Raw genomic sequence first — 20644 nt, forward strand, 5'->3', positions numbered from 1 at the left:
CGGGCCGAATTCTCAATCGATGCGCGTGTCCGTCGCGATCCAGTTAACCTCCCATGTCTTGCCGCCATCCGGCGAGAAGGCCTGTTCGAAGTGGCACGTCCTGGGAGTGATGTCGGAGATGACGAAGCGCACAAGGATGGCCCGGCCGTTCAGCGTTTCCTGGTCATAAAATTCGCCGCGGCCCTTCTCGAAAGCACCGACCGTGGGCGAGCCGAAGCCGCCGCCGCTGCTGTTGGCGAAATTGAGGCTCCATTGGCGCGAGACGGGATCATAAAGCCGAAGGGACAGGGCTTCGATATGCCCCGGCGGACCGTCGACCTCGAGCTCCAGCAGGTTGGCGCGACCGTCCCAGACCTTTCGGACGGTCGTCGTGCCTTCGTACCCAACCCACGTCGTCGATCCGGTCAGCGGATGCACCAGGCGTGACAGGCTCGTCTTCCAAGTGCCGATCTCGAAATCGAAATCCTTCTGCCCGTCTTGCGGCACGGCCGGCCGCACCGCGCTTGACGGCGCCGCGGCGGAGGTCTGCGAGGCACAGCCCGATAACGGCGGGAGGATGGCGACCAGGCCGCAGAGCAGAGTGCCGATCCGAAGCCGTCGTTTCATGGGGATGGGCTCGCAACTCTCTGAAAGAAAGGCCGCTCGCGTCTGCGGCATCGCCATTGACGATGGTGCGTTACCCTATGTCGTAGGAATGCAGCTCCGAAAGGACCACTCCTCGGAAAAACAACCGGTCCACTCGCCGCGACCGCTCAGAAATCGTCCTCATAGGCGGCGATGATCTTGCGGATGATACCGTCACGATTCATCTGTTCGACTGCCCGATTGATCCGTCCCAGAACCTCGGCCCCGTCGGGCCGGCTCTTCGCGATGGCCATGTAGTTCGGGTCGATCGCGATCGGCGTGGAATGGATCACCAGATTGCGCAGTTCGATGCCGGCGGCACTGGCATTGAACATCACGGCCGGCGTGCCGCCCGACACGATTGCACCCTCGATCCGGCCGGCGACCAGCATCTTCAGGCGCTCGACATGGCCGCTGTCGCGCACCGCATTGAACGTGTCCAGCGCCGCCTCCAGCGAGGGACCGTAGCTGCTGCCACGCTGGATGCCGATCGTTCGGCCGGCGAGATCCTTCAGGCTCTCGAACGGAAAGTCGGCGCCGCGCCGGGTCACCAGCACGACACGATCCTCGAAGACCACATCGGAATATTCGAACAGCCGGTCACGGTCCGGCGTGTGGGAGAATGCAGTGATCACGCCCTCCCCGGCCTCGGCGGCGGCGACGGCGCGTGCCCAGGGAATTGCCTCGACTTCAGGCTCGTAGCCCGCGAGGCGCATCGCTTCGACGGAGATTTCCACCAGATAGCCGGTAGCTTTACCCTGGTCGAGATAGGTCTTGGGCGGCGTCTGCGAGCTGGTGAACAGGCGCAGATGGGGCAAATCCCCCGCCATGGCGCCAGCGGAACCGGCACCCAGGAAACACGCGATCAGCGCCAGCAGACCGAAGCCGCGCACTGCACCTCTCCCATACCGGCGACCGACGCTTCCCGATGGAGCGTCCTCTCACTCCAAACCGCGGCCACGGCCGCGCGGACAGCTTGCCCGACAAGGATTGACGGAATCCTACCGGCCGCGCGACTTCTGAAAGCCAGCTGCAATCCGTACCGGCAAGCCGGTCGATGCTCGCGAAAAACAAAAATGGCCGGAACCTGAGGTCCGACCATTCTTGCAACATCAGATTTTGGAAAGGCTCAGAACGGGATCTCGTCATCGAGATCGGTCGCTGGGGCAGGCCCGCCGCCACCGCTACGCCCACCGCCGCCGCCCCCGCTGGAGCTGCCGCGCGACCCACCGCCATAGCCGCCACCTCCGCCACCGCTACTGTAGCCGCCGCCTTCGTCGTCGCCGAACTCACCGCCGCCGCCGCCGCCGCCACCCTGGCGGCTGTCGAGCATGGTGAGCTCGCCGCGGAACTTCTGCAGCACGACCTCGGTCGTGTAGCGCTCCTGACCGGAATTATCCGTCCATTTCCGGGTTTGCAGCGCGCCCTCGATATAGACCTTGGCGCCCTTCTTCACGTACCGCTCGACCACGTCGACCAGGCGATCGTTGAAGATCACCACGCGATGCCATTCGGTGCGCTCCTTGCGCTCGCCTGACGTGCGATCCTTCCAGTTTTCCGAGGTCGCAATCGTCAGACTGGCGACCTTGGTGCCGTCGTTGGTCGAGCGGATCTCGGGGTCCTTGCCGAGATTGCCGATCAAAATGACCTTGTTCACCGAACCGGCCATGAAACACCCCTATGCGCCATTGAAATCGATGCTCATGAGGTAGGCTGGAAGACCCGGGCGACGCAAGCCCGAGTTTACCCGACCGCGCCGATTTGATAGGCGATGGCGTTCGACAGGCGCAGCACCTGGGCATAGAGCGCCAGCAGCGGATCGAATAGGGTTTCATGCTCGCGCGCGTAGCCCTGGGCCGCCTCACCCTCGTAGGTCGAGGGCTCGTCGCTGCCCGCCGCCGCCGGCACCGCGCCATCGTCGACCTTGGGGAAAATCTCCTTCAGCAGCTGCACCGCGCCCGGCACGTCGAGCCGGATCAACCGGGTCACGATGTCGGCCCGCATCAGGCCGTGGTGCGGCGAGAAATCCGGTACATGCATGGCCAGCAGGTAGATCCGGTGGATGAGCGCCAGGCGCACGACATGCAACAGGACGAGTGTGTGCTGGCGATCGGGCTCCAGCTTGCCTTCGAGCCCGCCGCCATAGGCGCCGGCCCGGTCGGTCAGGTCGAGGAAATCCGCCTGCAGTCTCCGATAGAGCTTGATCAGCGCCGGATGCAGGTCGAGCCGTTCCAAGGCACTCGACACGCCGCGCAGCTCCATCGCCCGCTCCGGCCGCCGGGTCCGGGCCGAGCGCGACAGCCACATGCCGGGATTGAGCGTGTCGATATGGGCGCGCAGCACGTCGAGGTCGCTGAAGCCCAGTGCCGTCTCGACCATGACCATGGCGCGGCGGAAGCGCGGCGAGCGCTGACACAGCTCGTCGAATAATTCCGGATCCTTGGCCCGCGCGCGGCCGACGCCGAACAGCGTGTTGGCCAGCAAGCCCAGCTGCTGCAGGATCGCGTTGTTCGGGATCGCGCGGATCTGCGAGACATGGGTCACTTCCATGGCGCGCGCCGAACCGTCGTGCTGGCGCTTGGTCGGGCGCGAGCCGGTGCGCGGCACCAGGTTGGCGCCGTAGGCGCTGACCAGGACCGCGTAGTTCGGATCCTCGACCAGGCTCTCGAACAGCTGCTGGATGGTCGCGAAGAATTCGACCGCATAGTCGTTCTCGCGATAGATCGGGTCGTCGATCGCTTCGGGGTCGGGCAACAGCATGGTTTCGAACACGCCGCGCATCACCGCCAGCGCCGAGGCGAAACCCATGAACGGCAGGAAGCCGTCGCCACCCTGGAAGCTCACCTCCTCCTTCACCGCGATGCCGAATTTCTCGAAATTGGCGCGCGTCACCGGCGGGCTGACATAGCGCAACCGGTCGGCCAGGCTGGACGGATGGCCGCCGCGGCCGATCGATTCACCATGGGTGTTGAACAGCACGATCTGCACGTCGGTCAGTTCGTGACGCTCCAACAGTCCGGCAAGGCGCAGGCGCAGCCGCTCGATCATGAAGGTCGCCGCCATCTGGCCGAGGTAGCGCCCGGAATCGGAGAAGCCGAACTGCACGGTCAACCGGCCGGTGCGCTTCAGATAGTCCTTGTAGTGCGGACTGCGCAGGGCCTCCTCGATGATGCCGTCGCCGCGCTCCAGCGCCTCGGCGGTCTCGTAGAGCGGCGAAATCTCGACCTGGTCCTCGACGCCGAACAGGCGGGCGTAATAGAGCGCGGTCAGCAAGGTGAAGCCGGCCTCGGTCTCGGCGATCAGGAAGCGGACCGGCGTGTCGGCATCGACGTATTTCACCATCTGCCGTACGATCATGAACAGGCGCTTGGCGGTCGCCCGCTCGGCCATCAGGTCGGCGAAATTGACCGTCACCGGCGTGACCGACCCCAGCAGGTCGTTGATCGCATTGTGATAGCTGCGCCGATGGCTCGGATCGTTCGGCGCCGTCTCCATGCCGACCTGCTTGCGGATGGCATTGTGCAACTGGGTCGCGTTCAGGCGAACATGAGTATGGGCCAGGCCCAGCCCGTGGCTGGCGAGGCTGGCGTCGAGCGTGACGAGGTCGCGCTGGATCGTCCGATCCTCGGTCGCGGCCAGTGCCGCCGCGACGACCGCCCGCAGCGGCGCCGCCGTGACCAGCCCGGCCTCTCGCCCGGTGACGAACAGATGGGACAGGTCGCCGACCCGTTCCGGATGGCCGGCGACTGCGGCCAGCAGGACCTGCTGCTGCTCGACCATCGTGACGGCCCCGTCCAGCAGCGTTCCGGCCGGTGCCAAGGCGTCGGCGACGGCCGGGTCGGCCCCGCCGATCCGCGCGATCGCGAGCTGATGGCGCTTCAACTGCGCGAGCTTGACGCCGAGACGCTTCGCCACCGTATCGCTCCAGGCGATGTCGGTTCGGCCGTCCAGGTCGTAGCCGACCCAGGAGGCCGCCGTGATCAGGTTCGGCCGCAGCTGGCTCCAATGGTCGGGATAGAGTTCGGCCGCGACGTCGAGCACGATCTCGTTGGTCCGGTCCAGCGCGTCCTGGATGTGGCCCAGCGCCTCGATCGAGAAATCATGCTCGACCGCGAGCGTCAGGTTGCCGGGCGGCAGGTGATCGGCGTTCATGACCTCGCGCAACGTATCGGCGCCGGCCGACGCCCCCAGCGGACCGCCCGCCTCCTCGCGACCCGTCGCCATGCGCATCAGCGCGCGCGACAGCTCGATCTTCATGCCGAAGGTCGGGTGCGCGGTCAGCACGATGCCCAGCACGGCGCGCTCGATCCGCGTACGAAACGCGTCGAACGACAGCAGCGGCGTGCCGGCGATCGTCCGCACCACGGCAGCGATCGCGAGCGCATTCGCCTGGGGATCAGTATCGCCCAGATAGCGCACCTGCCGGTCGACCCGATCGGCGAAGGATTTGACCGACAACCGCTGCACCAGCTGGTCGATCGCTTCGGGCGACGCCTGCCCACCGTCCATCATGCGTGAGATCTCGAGCGCCATCAGCAGGATCGGATTGCCGAATGGATCGACCTCCGCCTGCTCCGCCAGCACGAAGAGTCGCTCGCGCAACAGCCGTTCGAGCGTCGCGCCATCCGCCGTGGAGGCCGCCGATCCGGCCAGCAGCGCCCGCAGGCGCGAAGCCAGCATGCTGCGTTGCACGCGATCGAAATCAGCTCTTTCGGCCCCTGAATCAGCAAGCATTAGTTTCTCACGACATGGAAATTTGTAACTTTCCATCTTATCGCATTGTGCAGTGCACTTCAGCAAGCGTCCGACGAAACCGCGGCCCGCAAGATAGGTTTTGCTCTATGGCCAACATGTTGTACCGTGGTCCTGTTTTGTTCTCGTCGTGCAGGACAGACATGAGTCGATTTTCCGGGCCGTCGCCCCATATAGTCACGCGACCCCCATACGGAAGAATTTCCTGATGCAGCAGATCAGCGTGCGCGGCGCCCGTGAGCACAATCTCAAGAACGTCGACGTCGACATTCCGCGCGATAAGCTGGTGGTCATCACCGGGCTCAGCGGCTCCGGCAAATCCTCGCTGGCCTTCGACACGATCTATGCCGAAGGCCAGCGCCGCTACGTCGAGAGCCTGTCGGCCTACGCCCGCCAATTCCTGGAACTGATGCAAAAGCCCGACGTCGATTCGATCGAGGGCCTGTCGCCGGCCATCTCGATCGAGCAGAAGACGACGTCGAAGAACCCGCGCTCGACCGTCGGCACGGTGACCGAGATCTACGATTACCTGCGCCTGCTCTATGCCCGCATCGGCATCCCCTACTCGCCCGCGACCGGCCTGCCGATCGAAAGCCAGACCGTCAGCCAGATGGTCGATCGCATCATGACCATGCCGGAAGGCACGCGGCTGCTGCTGCTCGCCCCCGTCGTGCGCGGCCGCAAGGGCGAGTATCGCAAAGAGCTGCTGGAGTTGCAGAAGCGCGGCTTCCAGCGGGTCAAGATCGACGGCACGCTCCATGACATCGAGGATGCGCCGGCGCTCAACAAGAAGCTGAAGCACGATATCGAGGTCGTGGTCGACCGCGTCGTCGTGTCGGCGGAACTGGGCAACCGCCTGGCCGACTCGATCGAAACCGCGCTCGAACTGTCGGACGGGCTGGTATTGACCGAGAATGCCGACGGCGGCGAGCGCACGACCTTCTCGGCCAAGTTCGCTTGTCCCGTCTCGGGGTTCACCATCGACGAGATCGAGCCGCGGCTGTTCTCGTTCAACAACCCGTTCGGTGCCTGCCCGGCCTGCGACGGGTTGGGTGCCAAAATGTATTTCGATCCCGACATGATCGTGCCTGACGAACGCAAATCGCTCGCGAACGGCGCCATCGCGCCCTGGGCCAATTCGACCTCGCAATATTACGCGCAGACGCTCGAGAGCCTCGCCAAGCACTATCACTTCAGCATGAAGACGCCCTGGGCCGAACTGCCCGAGGACGCGCGCCGGGTCATCCTGTTCGGCTCGGACGGCAAGATCGTGCCGCTGACCTATGCCGACGGCCTGCGCAACTACACGACCTCGAAGCCGTTCGAAGGCATCGTGCCGAACATGGACCGGCGCTGGAAAGAGACCGATAGCGCCTGGATCCGGGACGAGCTGTCGCGTTACCAGAACCAGCAGACCTGCGAAGTGTGCGGCGGCGCGCGCCTCAAGCCGGAAGCGCTGGCGGTCAAGATCGGCGGCCTGCATGTCTCCGAGACGACGGCCCTGTCGATCGCCGATGCTGGCCGCTGGTTCGCCAACCTGACCCAGAGCCTGACTCCGAAGCAGACCGAGATCTCCCATCGCATCCTCAAGGAAATCAACGACCGCCTGGGCTTCCTCAACAATGTCGGCCTGGAATACCTGACGCTCGCGCGCGCGTCGGCGACCCTGTCGGGCGGCGAGAGCCAGCGCATCCGCCTCGCTTCCCAGATCGGCTCCGGCTTGACCGGGGTGCTCTATGTGCTGGACGAGCCGTCGATCGGCCTGCACCAGCGTGACAACGACCGGCTGCTGGCGACCCTGCGGCGCCTGCGCGACATCGGCAATACGGTGCTGGTGGTCGAGCATGACGAGGACGCGATCCGCGCGGCCGACTACCTGATCGACATGGGACCGGCCGCCGGCGCCCATGGCGGCCAGATCATCGCCCAGGGCACGCCGGCCGAGGTGATGGCCCATCCGGACAGCCTGACGGGGCTCTACCTGACCGGCGAGCGGTCGATCCCGGTGCCGACCGAACGACGCCGCATCGACAAAAAGAAGGTGCTGGGCATCGTCGGCGCCCGCGGCAACAACCTGCAGAACGTGTCAGCCAAGATCCCGCTCGGCACCTTCACCTGCGTCACCGGCGTATCGGGTGGCGGCAAGTCGACGCTGATCATCGAGACCTTGTACAAGTCGCTGGCCAAGCGGATGAACGGCGCGCGCGAGCAACCGCTTGCCCATGACAAGATCGACGGGCTGGAACGGATCGACAAGATCGTCGACATCGACCAGTCGCCGATCGGCCGCACGCCGCGCTCGAACCCTGCGACTTATACCGGCTGCTTCACGCCGATGCGCGACTGGTTCGCGGGATTGCCCGAGGCCAAGGCACGCGGCTACGCGCCCGGCCGCTTCTCGTTCAACGTCAAGGGCGGCCGGTGCGAGGCGTGCCAGGGTGACGGGCTGATCAAGATCGAGATGCACTTCCTGCCCGACGTCTACGTGCAGTGCGACGTCTGCAAAGGCCGGCGCTACAACCGCGAGACGCTCGACATCACCTTCAAAGGCAAGTCGATCGCCGACGTGCTCGATATGACGGTCGAGGATGGCGCCGAGTTCTTCAAGGCGGTGCCGGCGATCCGCGACAAGCTCAAGACCCTGGAACAGGTCGGCCTCGGCTATATCCATGTCGGCCAATCAGCGACGACGCTGTCGGGCGGCGAGGCGCAGCGGGTCAAGCTGGCCAAGGAACTGTCGCGCCGGGCTACGGGTCAGACGCTCTACATCCTCGACGAGCCCACGACCGGCCTGCATTTCGAGGATGTCCGCAAGCTGCTGGAGGTGCTGCACACCCTGGTCGACCAGGGCAACACGGTGCTGGTCATCGAGCATAACCTGGAAGTGATCAAGACCGCCGACTGGCTGATCGACCTCGGCCCCGAGGGCGGTGCCGGCGGCGGCCGGATCGTTGCCGAGGGCCGGCCGGAGGACGTGGCCGAGGTTGCGGAAAGCTATACCGGCCGGTATCTGGCGCCGTATCTGGCGCGCGCGGCGGAGACCAAGCGCAAGCGGGCCTGAGGACAGGCGCCGGTCGGGCGGCTCCCGCAGGTCCGGACGTGACGATCATGGCCGAAAGCTGGTGATGCCGCATGGCCTCGGATCCCGTTGCCTGTCCCTGCCTGCGGCGACCAGAATGACCGGCGATGAAGCGGCGTTAAACCCCGCCCACGCTAGCGCCGCCCGCCGTCCACGACCAGCACCTGCCCGGTCACCATCGGATGGACCGCCAGGAACAGGATCGCCTCAGCGATTTCCGCCGGCTGGACCAGCCGGTCGAGCAGCGTGATCGCCCGGGTCCGTGCTTTGCGGTCTTCGGGCCAATCCTTGGTCCAGGGCGAGTCGACCAGGCCGGGCGCCACCGCATTGACCCGGACGTCGGGGGCCAGCGCGCGCGCCAGGCTCTTGGTCAGGTTGATCAGCCCGGCCTTGGACGCCCCGTAAGCGATCGAGCTGCCCGCCTGATCGAGGCCGGCGACCGAGGCGGTATTGACGATGGCGCCCCGAGCAGCTTTCAGCGCCGGCGCCGCGGCATGGGCACAGCGGAACGGACCGATGAGGTTGGTCGCGAGGATCGTTTGCCAGAACGCCTCGTCCATCCGGTCGAGATCGGCGAAATCGACGGGAACGGCGGCAGCGGGCGTGCCGGCATTGTTGATCAGAATATCGAGCCCGCCGAGCTGGTCGACGGCCGCCACGACCATGCGCTCCGCCTCGCCGGCCAGGGCCACGCTACCGGGGGCGGCAACGACGTCGAAGCCTTGCCCGCTCAATTCGCCCAACACGTCGGCGGCGCGCGGATCATCGGCCAGATGATTGACCGCGACGCGGGCGCCGCACCGCGCCAGCAGTTCGACCGTCGCGCGGCCGATACCGGAAATGCCGCCGGTTACCAGCGCCCGCTTGCCCGACAGATCTGCCTTCAACATCTTCATTTTCCCTCTGGTCGATCGGTCGCAGCGGTCTAGATGGCGGACCAGGCGCTTATTCCTACGGGCGACCGATAGTGGCGCCCCTAGTGCAACAGGGTTTACACCGAGTTAACACAAATGGGCTCCAATGGCAGCCAGCAGAAACCGCTTGCGGAAATCGGTTGTTGATGAGGGCGCCCGCACGTGAGGCATGATGTCTAGGTCAGGTCAGGAAGAAATTTCGTCGGACCAGGAGTATCGGCTCCTGGAGCAGGTCGACCGCTTGTCGCGTCATCGCGAAGGCCGTCGCGCTGTTCATATCCACTTGTCCCGGCTTCGCTCGGAAAACCGGCGCGACCATCATCTGCGCATTGCCGCCAGCACGTTCGAGAACCAGGTCCGGTCGTTCGAAGGCCAGATGTTTCGCCTGGCCAACCAGGACCTGTTCTTCATCTACCGCGACGTCGATCCGAGCGAGATCGACGAGGCGGTCATGCGCCTGCGCTACCTGTTCACGGACGACCCGCTGGTGCAGGACAGCGACGAGGTCGACGGCTTTTGCACCTGGTACGACCTGGAAAGGCAGTATAACGACCTGCGCGCCGTCGCCCAGGCGCTCTACGAAGACGTCCAGAAGCGCCAGAAGCGCCTGGCGCAGATCGCCGGTACCGGCGGTGCCCACGGCGCCAAGACGCCGATCAATGCCCATCGCCTGGGCGAGCTCATCGACATCATCGCCAAGGCCGACCTGTCCAACCTGCTGCGCCGGCAGGCGGTCTTCGCGATCCTGTCGACCCAGGCGCCCCAGCCTCTGTTCCGCGAGCTGTTCATCTCGATCGGCGACCTGCAGAAGCTGGTGCTGCCGAACTACGACATCCTGGCCAACCGCTGGCTGTTCCAGTACCTGACCGAGACGCTCGACAAGCGCATGCTGGCGATGCTGGGCAAGAACGACGACCCGGCGATCTCCAACTCCTTCAGCGTCAATCTCAACGTCTCGACCATCCTGTCCAAGGAATTCATGGCCTTCGACAGTTCGCTCAAGGCCGGTGCACGCGGCACGATCGTGATCGAGCTGCAGATGCTCGACGTCTATGCCGACATCGCCGCCTTCACCTTCGCCCGCGATTTCGCCCGCGAGCGCGGCTATCGCCTGTGCCTCGACGGGCTGAACGAGCTGACCCTGCCGGTCGTCGACCGCGAGCAACTGGGCATCGACCTCGTCAAGCTGCAGTGGAAATCCAACATGGGCGACGATCGCCTGCCCGAGAAAAAAGCCAAGATCCGCGACATGGTCGAACGAACCGGCAAGACCAAGGTCATCATGTGCCACGTCGACAATGAAGACGCGCTGCGTTTCGGGCATAGCATCGGCATCGCCATGTATCAGGGCCGCTTCATCGACCAACTGGTCGCCCCGCGGACCGCGACCGGCCGGCCCCGCTGACGGTTTTCCGGCACGGGCGCTTGTGAGGGCAGGCACGATCCCTTAGTTTCATCCGAATGAGCAGTTCGTCCCCCGCGGCCGCGGCCGCCGGCCTCACCTTTCCCCAAGCGACGCCGCCGGAGCCCGGCGGCCTGGTGGAAATCGCACCGGGCGTACTCTGGCTGCGATTGGCCCTGCCCTTCGCGCTCAATCATGTGAACATCTACCTGATCGAGGATGACGGCGGCTGGGCCGTGCTCGACACGGGCCTGGGCGACGACGAGACGCGCGCCGCCTGGGAGGCGGTGCTGGCCGGCCCCCTCGCCGGCAGCCGGCTTACCCGCCTGATCGTCACGCATTTCCATCCCGATCACGTCGGACTCGCCGGCTGGCTGTGCGAGCGCCATGGCTTGGCCCTGCACATGAGCCAGACCGAGTACCTGTTCAGCCTGTCGATCCAACTCGACCGGGCCGGCACGGCGGACGAGCAGCTGCGCGTGTTCCACCGCACGACCGGCCTCAACGAGGAACAGATCGAGCAGGTCGTCGGCCGCGGCCACAGCTACCTGAAGCGGACCACGGGCCTGCCGCCGACCTTCCTGCGCCTCATGGCCGGCGACCGGTTGGATCTGGGCGGCCGGGGCTTCGATGTCTCGACCGGCGGCGGCCACGCACCGGAGCAGGTCATGTTGTTTCAACCCGAGTCGAAACTGTTCTTTTCGGCGGACCAGGTGCTGGCCAAGATCTCGCCCAACGTCAGTGTCTGGTCGATGGAACCGGAGGCCGACCCGCTCGGCCTGTATCTGTCGTCCCTGGCCGAAATCCGGGCGACCCTGCCCGAAGACGCCTTCGTGGTCGCGTGCCATAACCTGCCGTTCTACGGCCTGCATCGCCGGATCGACGAGCTGGCGGCCCATCACCAGCAGCGCTGTGGTGAAATTCTCGACGCCTGCCGGGCGGAGCCGAAAAGCGCCGCCGACATCATCCCGATCCTGTTCCGGCGCCCGCTCGATGCCCATCAGACCGGCTTCGCGGTCGGCGAGGTCGTGGCCCATCTGAACTACATGATGCGCCGCCGGGAGCTGTCGCGCGAAACCGGGCGCGACGGCATCCATCTCTACCGCGTCCGCTAGAAAGGCCCGCCCATGGCCGTCGCGATCCCGACCGATCTCCATACCGCGCTCCGGCTGATCGGAGACGGCACGCTGCTGGCGATTCCGCCCGACTATGCCGGCGCCGCGCTCGCGGCAACCCGGGCGCTGATCCGTCGAGGCGTGCGAAACCTTCGCCTGGTCTGCGTACCGCAGAGCGGCCTGCAGGCGGACATGCTGATCGGTGCCGGCGCCGTGGCCGAGATCGAGACCGCCGCCGTGACCCTGGGCGAATACGGCCTGGCCCCGCGCTTCATCGCCGCCATCCGCAGCGGCGCGATCCGCATCAAGGACGCGACCTGCCCGGCGATCCATGCCGGCTTGCAGGCCAGCGAGAAGGGCGCGCCCTTCACTGCGATGCGCGGGTTGATCGGCAGCGACCTGCTGACGGTCCGGCCCGACTGGCGGGTGATCGACAATCCGTTCGGCGAGGGCGGCGACCCGGTGGCGCTCATTCCGGCGATCCGGCCGGACGTGGCGCTGTTCCATGCGCCAATGGCCGATCGCCACGGCAACGTCTGGGTCGGCAAGCGTCGGGAGCTGGTGACCATGGCCCATGCCGCGGCCGATACCGTGGTGACGGTCGAGAAACTCTACGACGGTGATCTGCTGGCCGACGAAACCCTGGCGGCCGGTACCCTGCCAGCGCTCTATGTCAGCGGCATCGCCGTGGTGCCCGAAGGCACATGGCCGATCCGGTTCGGCGCGCGTCCGACCGACGGGGCGCACATGGCCGACTATGCCAAACTCGCCCAGACCGAGGCAGGGTTCCAGACCTATCTCGCCCGCGAGCTGGCCCGATGAGCGCGCCCTGCCGTCCCGAGGAACTGCTGATCGGCGTCGTCGCGGAATTGATCGGCCGGGTGCGTCACGTCGCGGTCGGCGCCCTGTCACCGATCCCGGCCGCCGCGGCCTTGCTGGGCGCCCGGCGCCATGACGGCATGCGGGTCTCGATCCTCAACAGCCGGCGGCACAGCTTCTTCACCGACGGCGGGCGGGAGCTGTTCGACTGTGCCGGCCAGGGCCGGATCGACGCCTTCTTCCTGTCGGGCGGCCAGATCGACGGCGCCGGCAATGTCAATCTGGTCGCGATCGGCGATTATGAGAAGCCCAAGGCGCGGTTCTCCGGCTCGTTCGGCTCCGCCTATCTCTATTACGTCGTGCCCAAGGTGATCCTGTTCCGGCTTGAACATACCAACCGCACCCTGGTCGAGAAGGTGGATTTCGTCTCGGCACCCGGCACCAGTCCCGCTGGGACCTATCGGCCCGGTGGACCGCACGCCCTGGTGACCGAGCTGTGCGTGTTCCATTTCGACCGCCAAGCCGGCCGCTTCACGCTCGCCAGCCTGCATCCTGGCGTGACGCTCGACCAGGTACGCGACCGCACCGGCTTCGCGTTCGAGGCGCCGGAGATCGTGCCGACCACGGCATTCCCGTCCGACGAAGACCTGGCGCTGCTGCGTGGCGCGGTCGCCCAGGACCTCGCCGAAACCTATCCCACCTTTGCCGCCGACGTGCTCGGCTGGCACGCCCCTTCCGGAGAGACCGTCCGATGAGTACCGCGCCGCAACCCCATCCCGGCGCGCTCGCCGGCATCAGGGTGATCGATCTGACCCGCGTTCTGGGTGGCCCCTATTGCACGCAGATCCTGGGCGACCATGGGGCGGAAGTGATCAAGATCGAGCCGCCGACCGGCGACGAGACGCGCGGCTGGGGTCCGCCGTTCCGGGACGGCGACGCGTCCTACTTCATCGGCGTCAATCGCAACAAGCAGGCGATGGCCCTCGATTTCACCAAACCCCAGGCGCGCGAGCTGCTGTTCCGGCTGCTCGAGGATGCCGACGTGCTGGTCGAGAATTTCAAGGCCGGCACGCTTGAACGCTGGGGCATCGGCTATGAACAGACGCTGCGTGCGCGCTTCCCGAAGCTGATCCATGCCCGAGTCTCGGGCTTCGGCAGCGACGGGCCGCTGGGTGGCCGGGTCGGCTACGACGCGGTCATCCAGGGCATGGCCGGGCTGATGAGCGTCAATGGCGAGCGCGGCGGCGCGCCGTTGCGGCTGGGCATTCCGATCGTCGATCTGGCGACCGGCCTCAACACCGCGATCGGCATTCTGATGGCGTTGATCGAGCGCGGCAAATCGGGGCTGGGCCAGTTCGTCGAAGCCTCGCTGTTCGACAGCGGCGTGGCACTGCTGCATCCGCACCTGGCCAACTACCTGCTGAACCACAAGACGCCGGGGCGCACCGGCAGCGCGCATCCGAACATCAGCCCGTACGATTGCTTTCCGACGAAGACGGTGCCGATCTTCCTCGCAGTCGGCAACGACAGGCAATACGCCCTGTTCTGCAAGAGCCTGGGCATCGAAGCCCTGATCGCCGACCCGCGCTTCGCCGCCAACCGGGACCGGGTCGCCAACCGCGACGCGCTGACGGCACTGCTGCAGCCGGTCCTGGACGAGCTGGACGGCCATGCTATCGCCGAGCGGTTGCTGGCCGAGGGCGTGCCGTGCGGTCCCGTGCTCGACCTGCCCGACGTCATCGCCCATCCCCAGACGATCCATCGCGAGATGGTGGTCCATGACGGCGAGTACAGCGGCTTCGGCACGCCGATCAAGCTGTCGCGCACCCCGGGCGGCGTGCGGAGCGTCCCGCAGAAATTCGGCCACGCGACCCGTGCGGTGCTGGGGAAGGCCGGTTATACGGATGCTGAAATCGACCAGCTGGTCGCCGACGGCGTCGCCTTCACGACTCGCGACGGGGCGCCGTGAGCGACCTCCTCGACCGGTCGAGTTTTACTTACTGGCACGAGGATGTGCTGCGCTTCGGCGATCTCGACCGGCAGAACCATGTCAACAACGTCGCCTTCGCCAGTTTCTGCGAGAACGGCCGGGTTCGTTTCTTCGACACGGTCGTGCGCCCGCTGATCGGTTGGGACGATCTGTTCGTGCTGGTCAGGATCGTTATCGACTATCGCCACGAGGTGCATTATCCGGGCTCGATCGAGGTCGGCACCCGGCTGATGAAGCTCGGCCGCAGTTCCGTCACTTTCGGCCAAGGCCTGTTCAACAATGGACGCTGCGTGGCTACGTCCGAGGCCGTCGTCGTGCTGATGGACGTGACGACGCGGAAGTCCCGGCCGTTTCCGGACCACGCCGCGTCGACGCTTCGCGCTCTGGCGGAAAGCCTGCCGAAAGCGATCGAGCAGACCGCATAGCCCGAGAGAACCTGTCCTCGACCACCATGTCGTCCATCATCGGCCTGTAAAGACGGACGGTCCCGTCTAGCCGGTCGACGCCAGCGCGATCTCGCCCTCCGCGGTCTGGAAGCGCGCGGTCACCGTCGTGCCGGCGCCGAGGCGCGACGTGATCTCGAGCGCACCGCCCTGCATCTCCATCAGGCGTCGCGACAGCGGCAGGCCCAGCCCGGTACCGTCGCCCTCCCGGTTGCGGGCGTTGTCGACCTGGCCGAACGGCTCGACCACCTTCACCAGGTCTTCGGGCGAGATGCCGATGCCGGAATCCGCGACCGAAATCGCCGGCGTTCCATCGGCGGCCCGGAAGACCGAGATCCTTACCTGGCCGCCGGTCGGCGTGAATTTTATCGCATTGGACAAAAGATTGAGCAGCACCTGCTTGATCCGCACCGGATCGCCCATCGCGTCCGGCGCATCACCTTCGATCACCGAGCCGAGCTCGACCCCCTTCTGCTCTGCCTTCGTCGCCATCAAGCGGCAGCTCGTCGCGACCAATGTGCCGAGTTCGACCGGTTCCTGATGCAGCACCAGCGCACCCGCCTCAAGCTTCGCGAAATCGAGAATGTCGTTAATGATGGCCAGCAGGTGCTCGCCGCTCGCATGGATATCGTCCACATATTCCCGGTATTTCGGCACGCCCAGCGGACCCAGCGTTTCATGGCGCATCAGGTCGGCAAAGCCGATGACCGCGTTCAACGGCGTGCGCAGTTCGTGGCTCATGTTCGAAAAGAACGCGCTGCGCATGCGGTTCGATCGTTCGGCCTCGTCATGGGCGGCGCGCAGCTTTTCCTCGTTCGCCTTCTGGCGGCTGTTGTCGCGCACCACGCCGACGATTTCGACCGGCGCGCCGGTGACCGCATCGCGCACCAGCTTCAGACGTGTGTCGACCCAGATCAGATGGCCTGCCTTGTGGTGGACACGGTATTCGATCCCGACCACATCGCGCAGACCCGCCGCCAGATCGGCGATCGCGTTCGTGACCATCTGACGATCGGCAGCAAAGACGATGTCGCCGGCGATGCCCGTCTTCAGTTCATCCAACTCGTAGCCCAGGACGTCGCGATAGGCCGGTGACAGATAGACGCGCTGCCCGTCGAGCCGCAGGCGGATGATCATGTCGGTGGAGTTTTCCGCCAACAGCCGGTAGCGCCCCTCGCTCTCGCGCAATTCGTCTTCGCTGCGCACACGCTCGGTCACGTCGCGCAGCATGCTGATGAGTTCGATCGCCTGGCCCGTGACTTCGTCCTTGAGCAGCCGGTCCCGGGCTTCGAGCCATATCGTTCGCCCGTCGCGATGCAGTGCGCGAAAGCTGTACACGCCGATCTCGGGTCCGCTTCCCCGCATCATCGCGCTGAAGCGATCGGCGACCAGAGGCCGATCTTCGGGGTGAACCCGAGAGAGATCGTTGCAATCCGTCATGTCGGCTGGATCGAGCCCGAGGATCTCCCGACAGGCCGGCGATACATAGCGGCGCGTGCCGTCGGGACCGATGCGCAGGATGATGTCGGTCGCATTCTCTGCGATCGCCCGGAACCGTAGCTCGCTCTCGCGCTTTGCCCGCTCGGCGGCGATCCGGGCACCCACGTCGCGGACGACGCTGACGATTTCTCCGGTGGGCTGCCCCGCGCCGTCGCGTACGACCCGCGACTTCGACTCGACCCAGGCCCAATGCCCGGCGGCATGCCGGATGCGATGACAGCTCATCCCTTCCTCGCCACCGTCCAGCAGCCTGTGCCACATCGCAGCCACGTCGGCGCTGTCGTCCGGATGGATGAAGTCCTTCGGGTTGGTCCCGATCAGCTCTTCGGGCGCCACGCCATAGAGGGCGAGCGATGCCGGTGACACGTAGCGCCGTTCCAGCGTCCCGAGATCGTTGACGACGATCATGTCGCCGACATTGTCGGCCAGCAGCCGATAGTCGGCCGTCACCCTCGCATTTTCCGCCGCGGCCGCGCTCTGCCGCCGCCAAAGCACCGCAAGGCGCCAGCCCATCAGCGCCACCACCGAGCCCAGCAGGCCGATGCCAAGCAGATGCGCACGGAAGTCGCGACGCCAGCCTGCCAGCGACTCGCCCTCCTCCGTCGCGACCAGAATCACCAGCGGCAGGTCAGTCAGGCGGCGATAGGTTTCCATCCGCCTGACACCATCGATCATCGACGGCGCCATGAAGGAGCCGTTCGGCGCCTGTCGCACATGGTCGAGGAACAGCGGGCCGTCGGCATAACTGTGCCCGATGGCCGTTTCGAGGAACGGGCGGCGCGTGAGCAGGATGCCATCGCCGCGGAACACGACGATCGTACCCTGCTGACCCACGGACAAGCTGTCGTAGAGCTGGTCGAAAAAGCTGAGATCCGTGGTGGCGAACACGACGCCGGCAAATCGACCCTGCGCATCGTCGAGCCTGCGGCTGATCGCGATGCTGAGGCGCCCCGTCGTTCGGCTGACATAGGGCGCCGAAATCGCGATGCCGCGATCGAGCCGGTCCCGATGGGCGGCGAATATTTCCCGGTTGGCGCCCTCGCCTTTCGGAGCATCGGGAAACGAAGTGGCGAACCATTTGCCCGCCTGATCCAGCACCACCAGATCGCGCAGTTGCGGCGTGACCCGCGCGCGGTTCTTCAGCACCGTATCGACTTCCGTCGCCCGCGCGGGATCCAGGCCCTCGGCCGCGACCCGCTCTTGCACCTCCCGCAACGGCAGGTCGATCAGGTCGATCGAGCGGGCGACCTGCTGTGCCAGGGCGTCCGCAACGTTCTGCGCCTGTATCCGGGCCACCTCCAGGGCGAGATCGCGCGCCTGCCAACTGTGCCACAGATCGAGGCCGACGAGCGACAGCACCACGATCGCCACGAGGCCCGCGGCAGTCGCCGGCAACGCCATCCCCGCGAACCGGCGATGGGCACCTTCAGTAGCTGGCCGGAGGGCAGGCTTCATGGATGGGTCCGCTCCCTGGTAGCGCCGTGTCGATCTTACCGCCCAAATCCGGACATGCGCCATCGGCGCGGTACTCGTCGCCTCGGCGACTTGACAGCCCATCCGTCATAACGGACACATCGCCCAGTATAGTTACTGGAATGAGCCTTCAATGTATCCTGAACCCACTGATTCGACCAAAGCCGAAGGTCTCGACATCGAAAACCCGGAGGTCGCCAAGGATCCCGCGGCGGAGTTGGCGGCGATCGTCGGGCGAAATCTGCGGCGGCTGCGGACGCGGCAAGGCCATTCCCTGGAGCGTCTGGCGAAACTGTCCGGCGTCAGCCGCGGCATGCTGGGACAGATCGAGCTCGGCCGCAGCGCGCCGACGATCGGCCTGCTGTGGAAGATCGCCACCGCGCTCGACGTGACGTTCGCCACCCTGACCGCATCCGGTGCCGGGGGCGGCACCTGCGTCCTGCGTCGAGATGAGGCCAAGATCCTGTCATCAAGCCTGGGGCGCTTCACTTCACGCGCCCTGTTCCCGTTCGACGGTGAACGGCGCATCGAATTCTACGAGTTGCGCATCGCACCGGGTCATACGGAGGGAGCGCCGGCCCACGCGCCCGGAACGATCGAAAACCTGACGGTCAGCGCCGGTCGCCTGGACCTGTTCGATGGCGAGGAAAGCCATCTCCTGGAAACCGGTGACGCCATCCTGTTCGAGGCAGGGCGCCCCCATCGCTATCGCAATCCCGGCGAGCAGGAGACGGTCGTCTATCTGGTCATGACCTATGACGAGGCCATCGGCTGAACCAGCCAAAACGCCGGGACCATAAAATCGCAGTCCCGGCGCCGAAGGTTTCGTCTAGCCGTGGGTCCGGATGAACTCCCGCACCACCGGGTAGATCTCCGTCGACCAGCGGCGGCCGTTGAACACGCCGTAGTGGCCGACCTTCCGCTGCAGATGCTGCGCTTTCTTGGCGCTGGCGAGACCGGTACAAAGGCTGTGGGCGGCAGACGTCTGACCCACGGCACAGATGTCGTCGTTCTCGCCTTCGACCGTCAGCAGCGCCGTCTTCTTGATCGCCTTCGGCTCGACCTTGCGGCCCCGGGACACAAAACGCCCGAGCGGCAACGAATGGTCCTGGAAGACTTCCTTGATCGTCTGCAGATAGAACTCGGCCGGCAGGTCCATCACGGCGGTGTATTCGTCATAGAACTTGCGAGTCGCCTCGGCGCTCTCGCCATCGCCCCTGACCAGATGATGGAACAGGTCGACGTGGGCGTTCACATGCCGGTCGAGGTTCATGGTCATGAAGCCGGCCAGTTGCAGGAAGCCCGGATAGACCCGCCGGAACGCTCCCGGATAGCGCATCGGCACCGACGTGATCACGTTGCGCTCGAACCATTCATGCTCGCGAGTCGTGGCCAGCAGGTTGACCTGCGTCGGGTTGATCCGCGTGTCGATCGGGCCGCCCATCAGCGTCATGGTCGCCGGCTGGTTGGGCGCGCCGTCGGCCGCCATCAGGGCGACCGCGGCGAAGACCGGCACGGCCGGTTGGCAGACCGCGATGACGTGATGCTTCGGCCCCAGGAAATTCATGAACCCGCCGAGCGTGTCGATGAAATCGTCCAGATCGAACCGCCCGTGGGACAGCGAGACGCTGCGCGCGTTCTTCCAGTCGGTGATGTAGACGTCGTTGTCGGGCAACAGCGTCGCGACCGTCCCGCGCAGCAGCGTGGCGAAATGGCCGGACATGGGAGCGACCAGAAGGATGCGCGGCTGATCGGCCCCGCCCTCCTTGGCGAAATGCAGCAGGTTGCCGAACGGGGTTTCGACCACGTCCTCTTCAATCACCGCGACCTCACGGCCGTTGACCATGGTCGTCTCGATGCCGAACGGCGGGCGGCTGTGGGACATGCCGGAGCGCACGACGAGCTCGCACGCGGCTGCCATCGTCCGGACCATGATGTTGTCGCCGAAGCCCGGCCAGGGCTGCTTCAGAAAGGCACCGGTCGACTGGGCCATCAAACGAAAGGGCCCCATGACGTCGGCGTGAGCTTGATAAGCCTGATACAGCATGTGCCGTCACACCTTCCAAAAGGTGACCTCGAAAACCCCGCCGACATGTATCGCCAGCGCGATGGTCTTCGCCGTCTAAGTCATCGACGGAGCCGACGGGCCCGGACATTCCAGAACAACCCGCATCGGCCGGCCTTCGTTCCAAGACAACGCGCGAACATCGTCTCGAATTTCACCACATCGCAAAATTTGCGATCACATCAATTTACGCAGACCATGACCCTGGTCAAGCGGTCATATCTGCTACTTCCACAGACTTCGGGCCGCTTTTTCAGATGATGGAAAATATTGGAAGCGCCCGGGCAAAACCGGAGCAAATACTGTGCATTTCGCAACTGCGCTCGTTTTTTCGGCGCCGCAAAATTAATCACAGACTTGGGCACGGGATGCCGCCCCTTCCATCACATGACCGAGTTTGCCACCCGGCCGCTGAAGAGGGGCTTAATGAACGGTCGGCGCGGATGATTAACGATCCGCCCCGCCGGT

Annotated in this window: 15 protein-coding genes; 8 read left to right on the top strand and 7 right to left on the bottom strand. The window is 65.6% G+C overall.

Annotation, left to right across the window (positions count from 1 at the left end; genetic code table 11):
- Positions 1-12 precede the first annotated feature (12 nt).
- The 4 genes from VGV37_RS15350 to VGV37_RS15365 form a co-directional block, all read right to left on the bottom strand.
- The gene (locus VGV37_RS15350; RefSeq protein ID WP_326880561.1) at positions 13-663 is read right to left on the bottom strand and encodes a hypothetical protein; all 651 of its coding nucleotides are present in this window, start codon (positions 661-663) and stop codon (positions 13-15) included.
- Positions 664-752: 89 nt separating this feature from the next.
- Positions 753-1517, bottom strand: coding sequence for a substrate-binding periplasmic protein (locus tag VGV37_RS15355; protein ID WP_326880562.1), 765 nt, complete (start codon positions 1515-1517; stop codon positions 753-755).
- A gap of 236 nt (positions 1518-1753) precedes the next feature.
- Positions 1754-2293, bottom strand: a complete 540-nt coding sequence (ssb, locus tag VGV37_RS15360; RefSeq protein ID WP_326880563.1) for a single-stranded DNA-binding protein — start codon at positions 2291-2293, stop codon at positions 1754-1756.
- 74 nt (positions 2294-2367) lie between these two features.
- On the bottom strand, positions 2368-5304 hold the full coding sequence (locus VGV37_RS15365; RefSeq protein WP_326880564.1) for a phosphoenolpyruvate carboxylase: 2937 nt from the start codon (positions 5302-5304) through the stop codon (positions 2368-2370).
- Positions 5305-5584: 280 nt separating this feature from the next.
- Here VGV37_RS15365 and uvrA point away from each other — a divergent pair, with 280 nt between their 5' ends.
- Positions 5585-8437 carry an excinuclease ABC subunit UvrA gene (uvrA, locus tag VGV37_RS15370; RefSeq protein ID WP_326880565.1) on the top strand — a complete coding sequence of 951 codons (2853 nt, stop codon included), beginning with the start codon at positions 5585-5587 and terminating at the stop codon, positions 8435-8437.
- A gap of 152 nt (positions 8438-8589) precedes the next feature.
- On the opposite strand, the gene VGV37_RS15375 is transcribed toward uvrA, so the two are convergent.
- Entirely contained in the window at positions 8590-9345 is a 756-nt protein-coding gene (locus VGV37_RS15375) for an SDR family NAD(P)-dependent oxidoreductase (protein WP_326880566.1), read from the bottom strand.
- A 307-nt stretch (positions 9346-9652) separates the two neighbouring features.
- Between VGV37_RS15375 and VGV37_RS15380 the strand changes: the two genes are divergently transcribed.
- The 6 genes from VGV37_RS15380 to VGV37_RS15405 are packed head-to-tail and all read left to right on the top strand — an operon-like array spanning position 9653 to position 15120.
- Positions 9653-10774, top strand: coding sequence for an EAL domain-containing protein (locus tag VGV37_RS15380; RefSeq protein ID WP_326880567.1), 1122 nt, complete (start codon positions 9653-9655; stop codon positions 10772-10774).
- A gap of 56 nt (positions 10775-10830) precedes the next feature.
- Positions 10831-11886, top strand: a complete 1056-nt coding sequence (locus VGV37_RS15385; protein WP_326880568.1) for an MBL fold metallo-hydrolase — start codon at positions 10831-10833, stop codon at positions 11884-11886.
- A 12-nt stretch (positions 11887-11898) separates the two neighbouring features.
- Positions 11899-12708: a CoA transferase gene (locus VGV37_RS15390; RefSeq protein WP_326880569.1), complete on the top strand. Its 810-nt coding sequence runs from the start codon at positions 11899-11901 to the stop codon at positions 12706-12708.
- Positions 12705-13460 carry a CoA-transferase gene (locus VGV37_RS15395; protein WP_326880570.1) on the top strand — a complete coding sequence of 252 codons (756 nt, stop codon included), beginning with the start codon at positions 12705-12707 and terminating at the stop codon, positions 13458-13460. Before VGV37_RS15390 ends, VGV37_RS15395 begins: the two co-directional genes overlap by 4 nt.
- Entirely contained in the window at positions 13457-14674 is a 1218-nt protein-coding gene (locus VGV37_RS15400) for a CoA transferase (protein ID WP_326880571.1), read from the top strand. Before VGV37_RS15395 ends, VGV37_RS15400 begins: the two co-directional genes overlap by 4 nt.
- Positions 14671-15120, top strand: a complete 450-nt coding sequence (locus VGV37_RS15405; protein WP_326880572.1) for a thioesterase family protein — start codon at positions 14671-14673, stop codon at positions 15118-15120. Before VGV37_RS15400 ends, VGV37_RS15405 begins: the two co-directional genes overlap by 4 nt.
- 66 nt (positions 15121-15186) lie before the next feature.
- Here the strand turns inward: VGV37_RS15405 and VGV37_RS15410 are convergent, their stop codons facing one another.
- Complete coding sequence (locus tag VGV37_RS15410) at positions 15187-18093, bottom strand: PAS domain S-box protein (RefSeq protein ID WP_326880573.1); 2907 nt, start codon at positions 18091-18093, stop codon at positions 15187-15189.
- Between the two features lie 151 nt (positions 18094-18244).
- Here VGV37_RS15410 and VGV37_RS15415 point away from each other — a divergent pair, with 151 nt between their 5' ends.
- On the top strand, positions 18245-18886 hold the full coding sequence (locus VGV37_RS15415; protein ID WP_326880574.1) for an XRE family transcriptional regulator: 642 nt from the start codon (positions 18245-18247) through the stop codon (positions 18884-18886).
- Positions 18887-18940: 54 nt separating this feature from the next.
- Here the strand turns inward: VGV37_RS15415 and VGV37_RS15420 are convergent, their stop codons facing one another.
- On the bottom strand, positions 18941-20158 hold the full coding sequence (locus tag VGV37_RS15420; RefSeq protein WP_326880575.1) for a polyhydroxyalkanoate depolymerase: 1218 nt from the start codon (positions 20156-20158) through the stop codon (positions 18941-18943).
- Between the last annotated feature and the right edge of the window lie 486 nt (positions 20159-20644).

The organism is Aliidongia sp., assembly GCF_035943795.1.
Taxonomy (GTDB): Bacteria; Pseudomonadota; Alphaproteobacteria; order ATCC43930; family CGMCC-115725; genus Aliidongia.

What these genes read in the sequence shown, in the direction of transcription:
- VGV37_RS15385 (WP_326880568.1), top strand. Translation starts at nt 10,831, where the DNA reads ATGAGCAGTTCGTCCCCCGCGGCCGCGGCCGCCGGCCTCACCTTTCCC.
- VGV37_RS15400 (WP_326880571.1), top strand. Translation starts at nt 13,457, where the DNA reads ATGAGTACCGCGCCGCAACCCCATCCCGGCGCGCTCGCCGGCATCAGG.
- ssb (WP_326880563.1), bottom strand. Translation starts at nt 2,293, where the DNA reads ATGGCCGGTTCGGTGAACAAGGTCATTTTGATCGGCAATCTCGGCAAG.
- VGV37_RS15410 (WP_326880573.1), bottom strand. Translation starts at nt 18,093, where the DNA reads ATGAAGCCTGCCCTCCGGCCAGCTACTGAAGGTGCCCATCGCCGGTTC.
- VGV37_RS15350 (WP_326880561.1), bottom strand. Translation starts at nt 663, where the DNA reads ATGGCGATGCCGCAGACGCGAGCGGCCTTTCTTTCAGAGAGTTGCGAG.
- VGV37_RS15415 (WP_326880574.1), top strand. Translation starts at nt 18,245, where the DNA reads ATGTATCCTGAACCCACTGATTCGACCAAAGCCGAAGGTCTCGACATC.
- uvrA (WP_326880565.1), top strand. Translation starts at nt 5,585, where the DNA reads ATGCAGCAGATCAGCGTGCGCGGCGCCCGTGAGCACAATCTCAAGAAC.
- VGV37_RS15395 (WP_326880570.1), top strand. Translation starts at nt 12,705, where the DNA reads ATGAGCGCGCCCTGCCGTCCCGAGGAACTGCTGATCGGCGTCGTCGCG.
- VGV37_RS15375 (WP_326880566.1), bottom strand. Translation starts at nt 9,345, where the DNA reads ATGTTGAAGGCAGATCTGTCGGGCAAGCGGGCGCTGGTAACCGGCGGC.
- VGV37_RS15420 (WP_326880575.1), bottom strand. Translation starts at nt 20,158, where the DNA reads ATGCTGTATCAGGCTTATCAAGCTCACGCCGACGTCATGGGGCCCTTT.
- VGV37_RS15390 (WP_326880569.1), top strand. Translation starts at nt 11,899, where the DNA reads ATGGCCGTCGCGATCCCGACCGATCTCCATACCGCGCTCCGGCTGATC.
- VGV37_RS15365 (WP_326880564.1), bottom strand. Translation starts at nt 5,304, where the DNA reads ATGCTGGCTTCGCGCCTGCGGGCGCTGCTGGCCGGATCGGCGGCCTCC.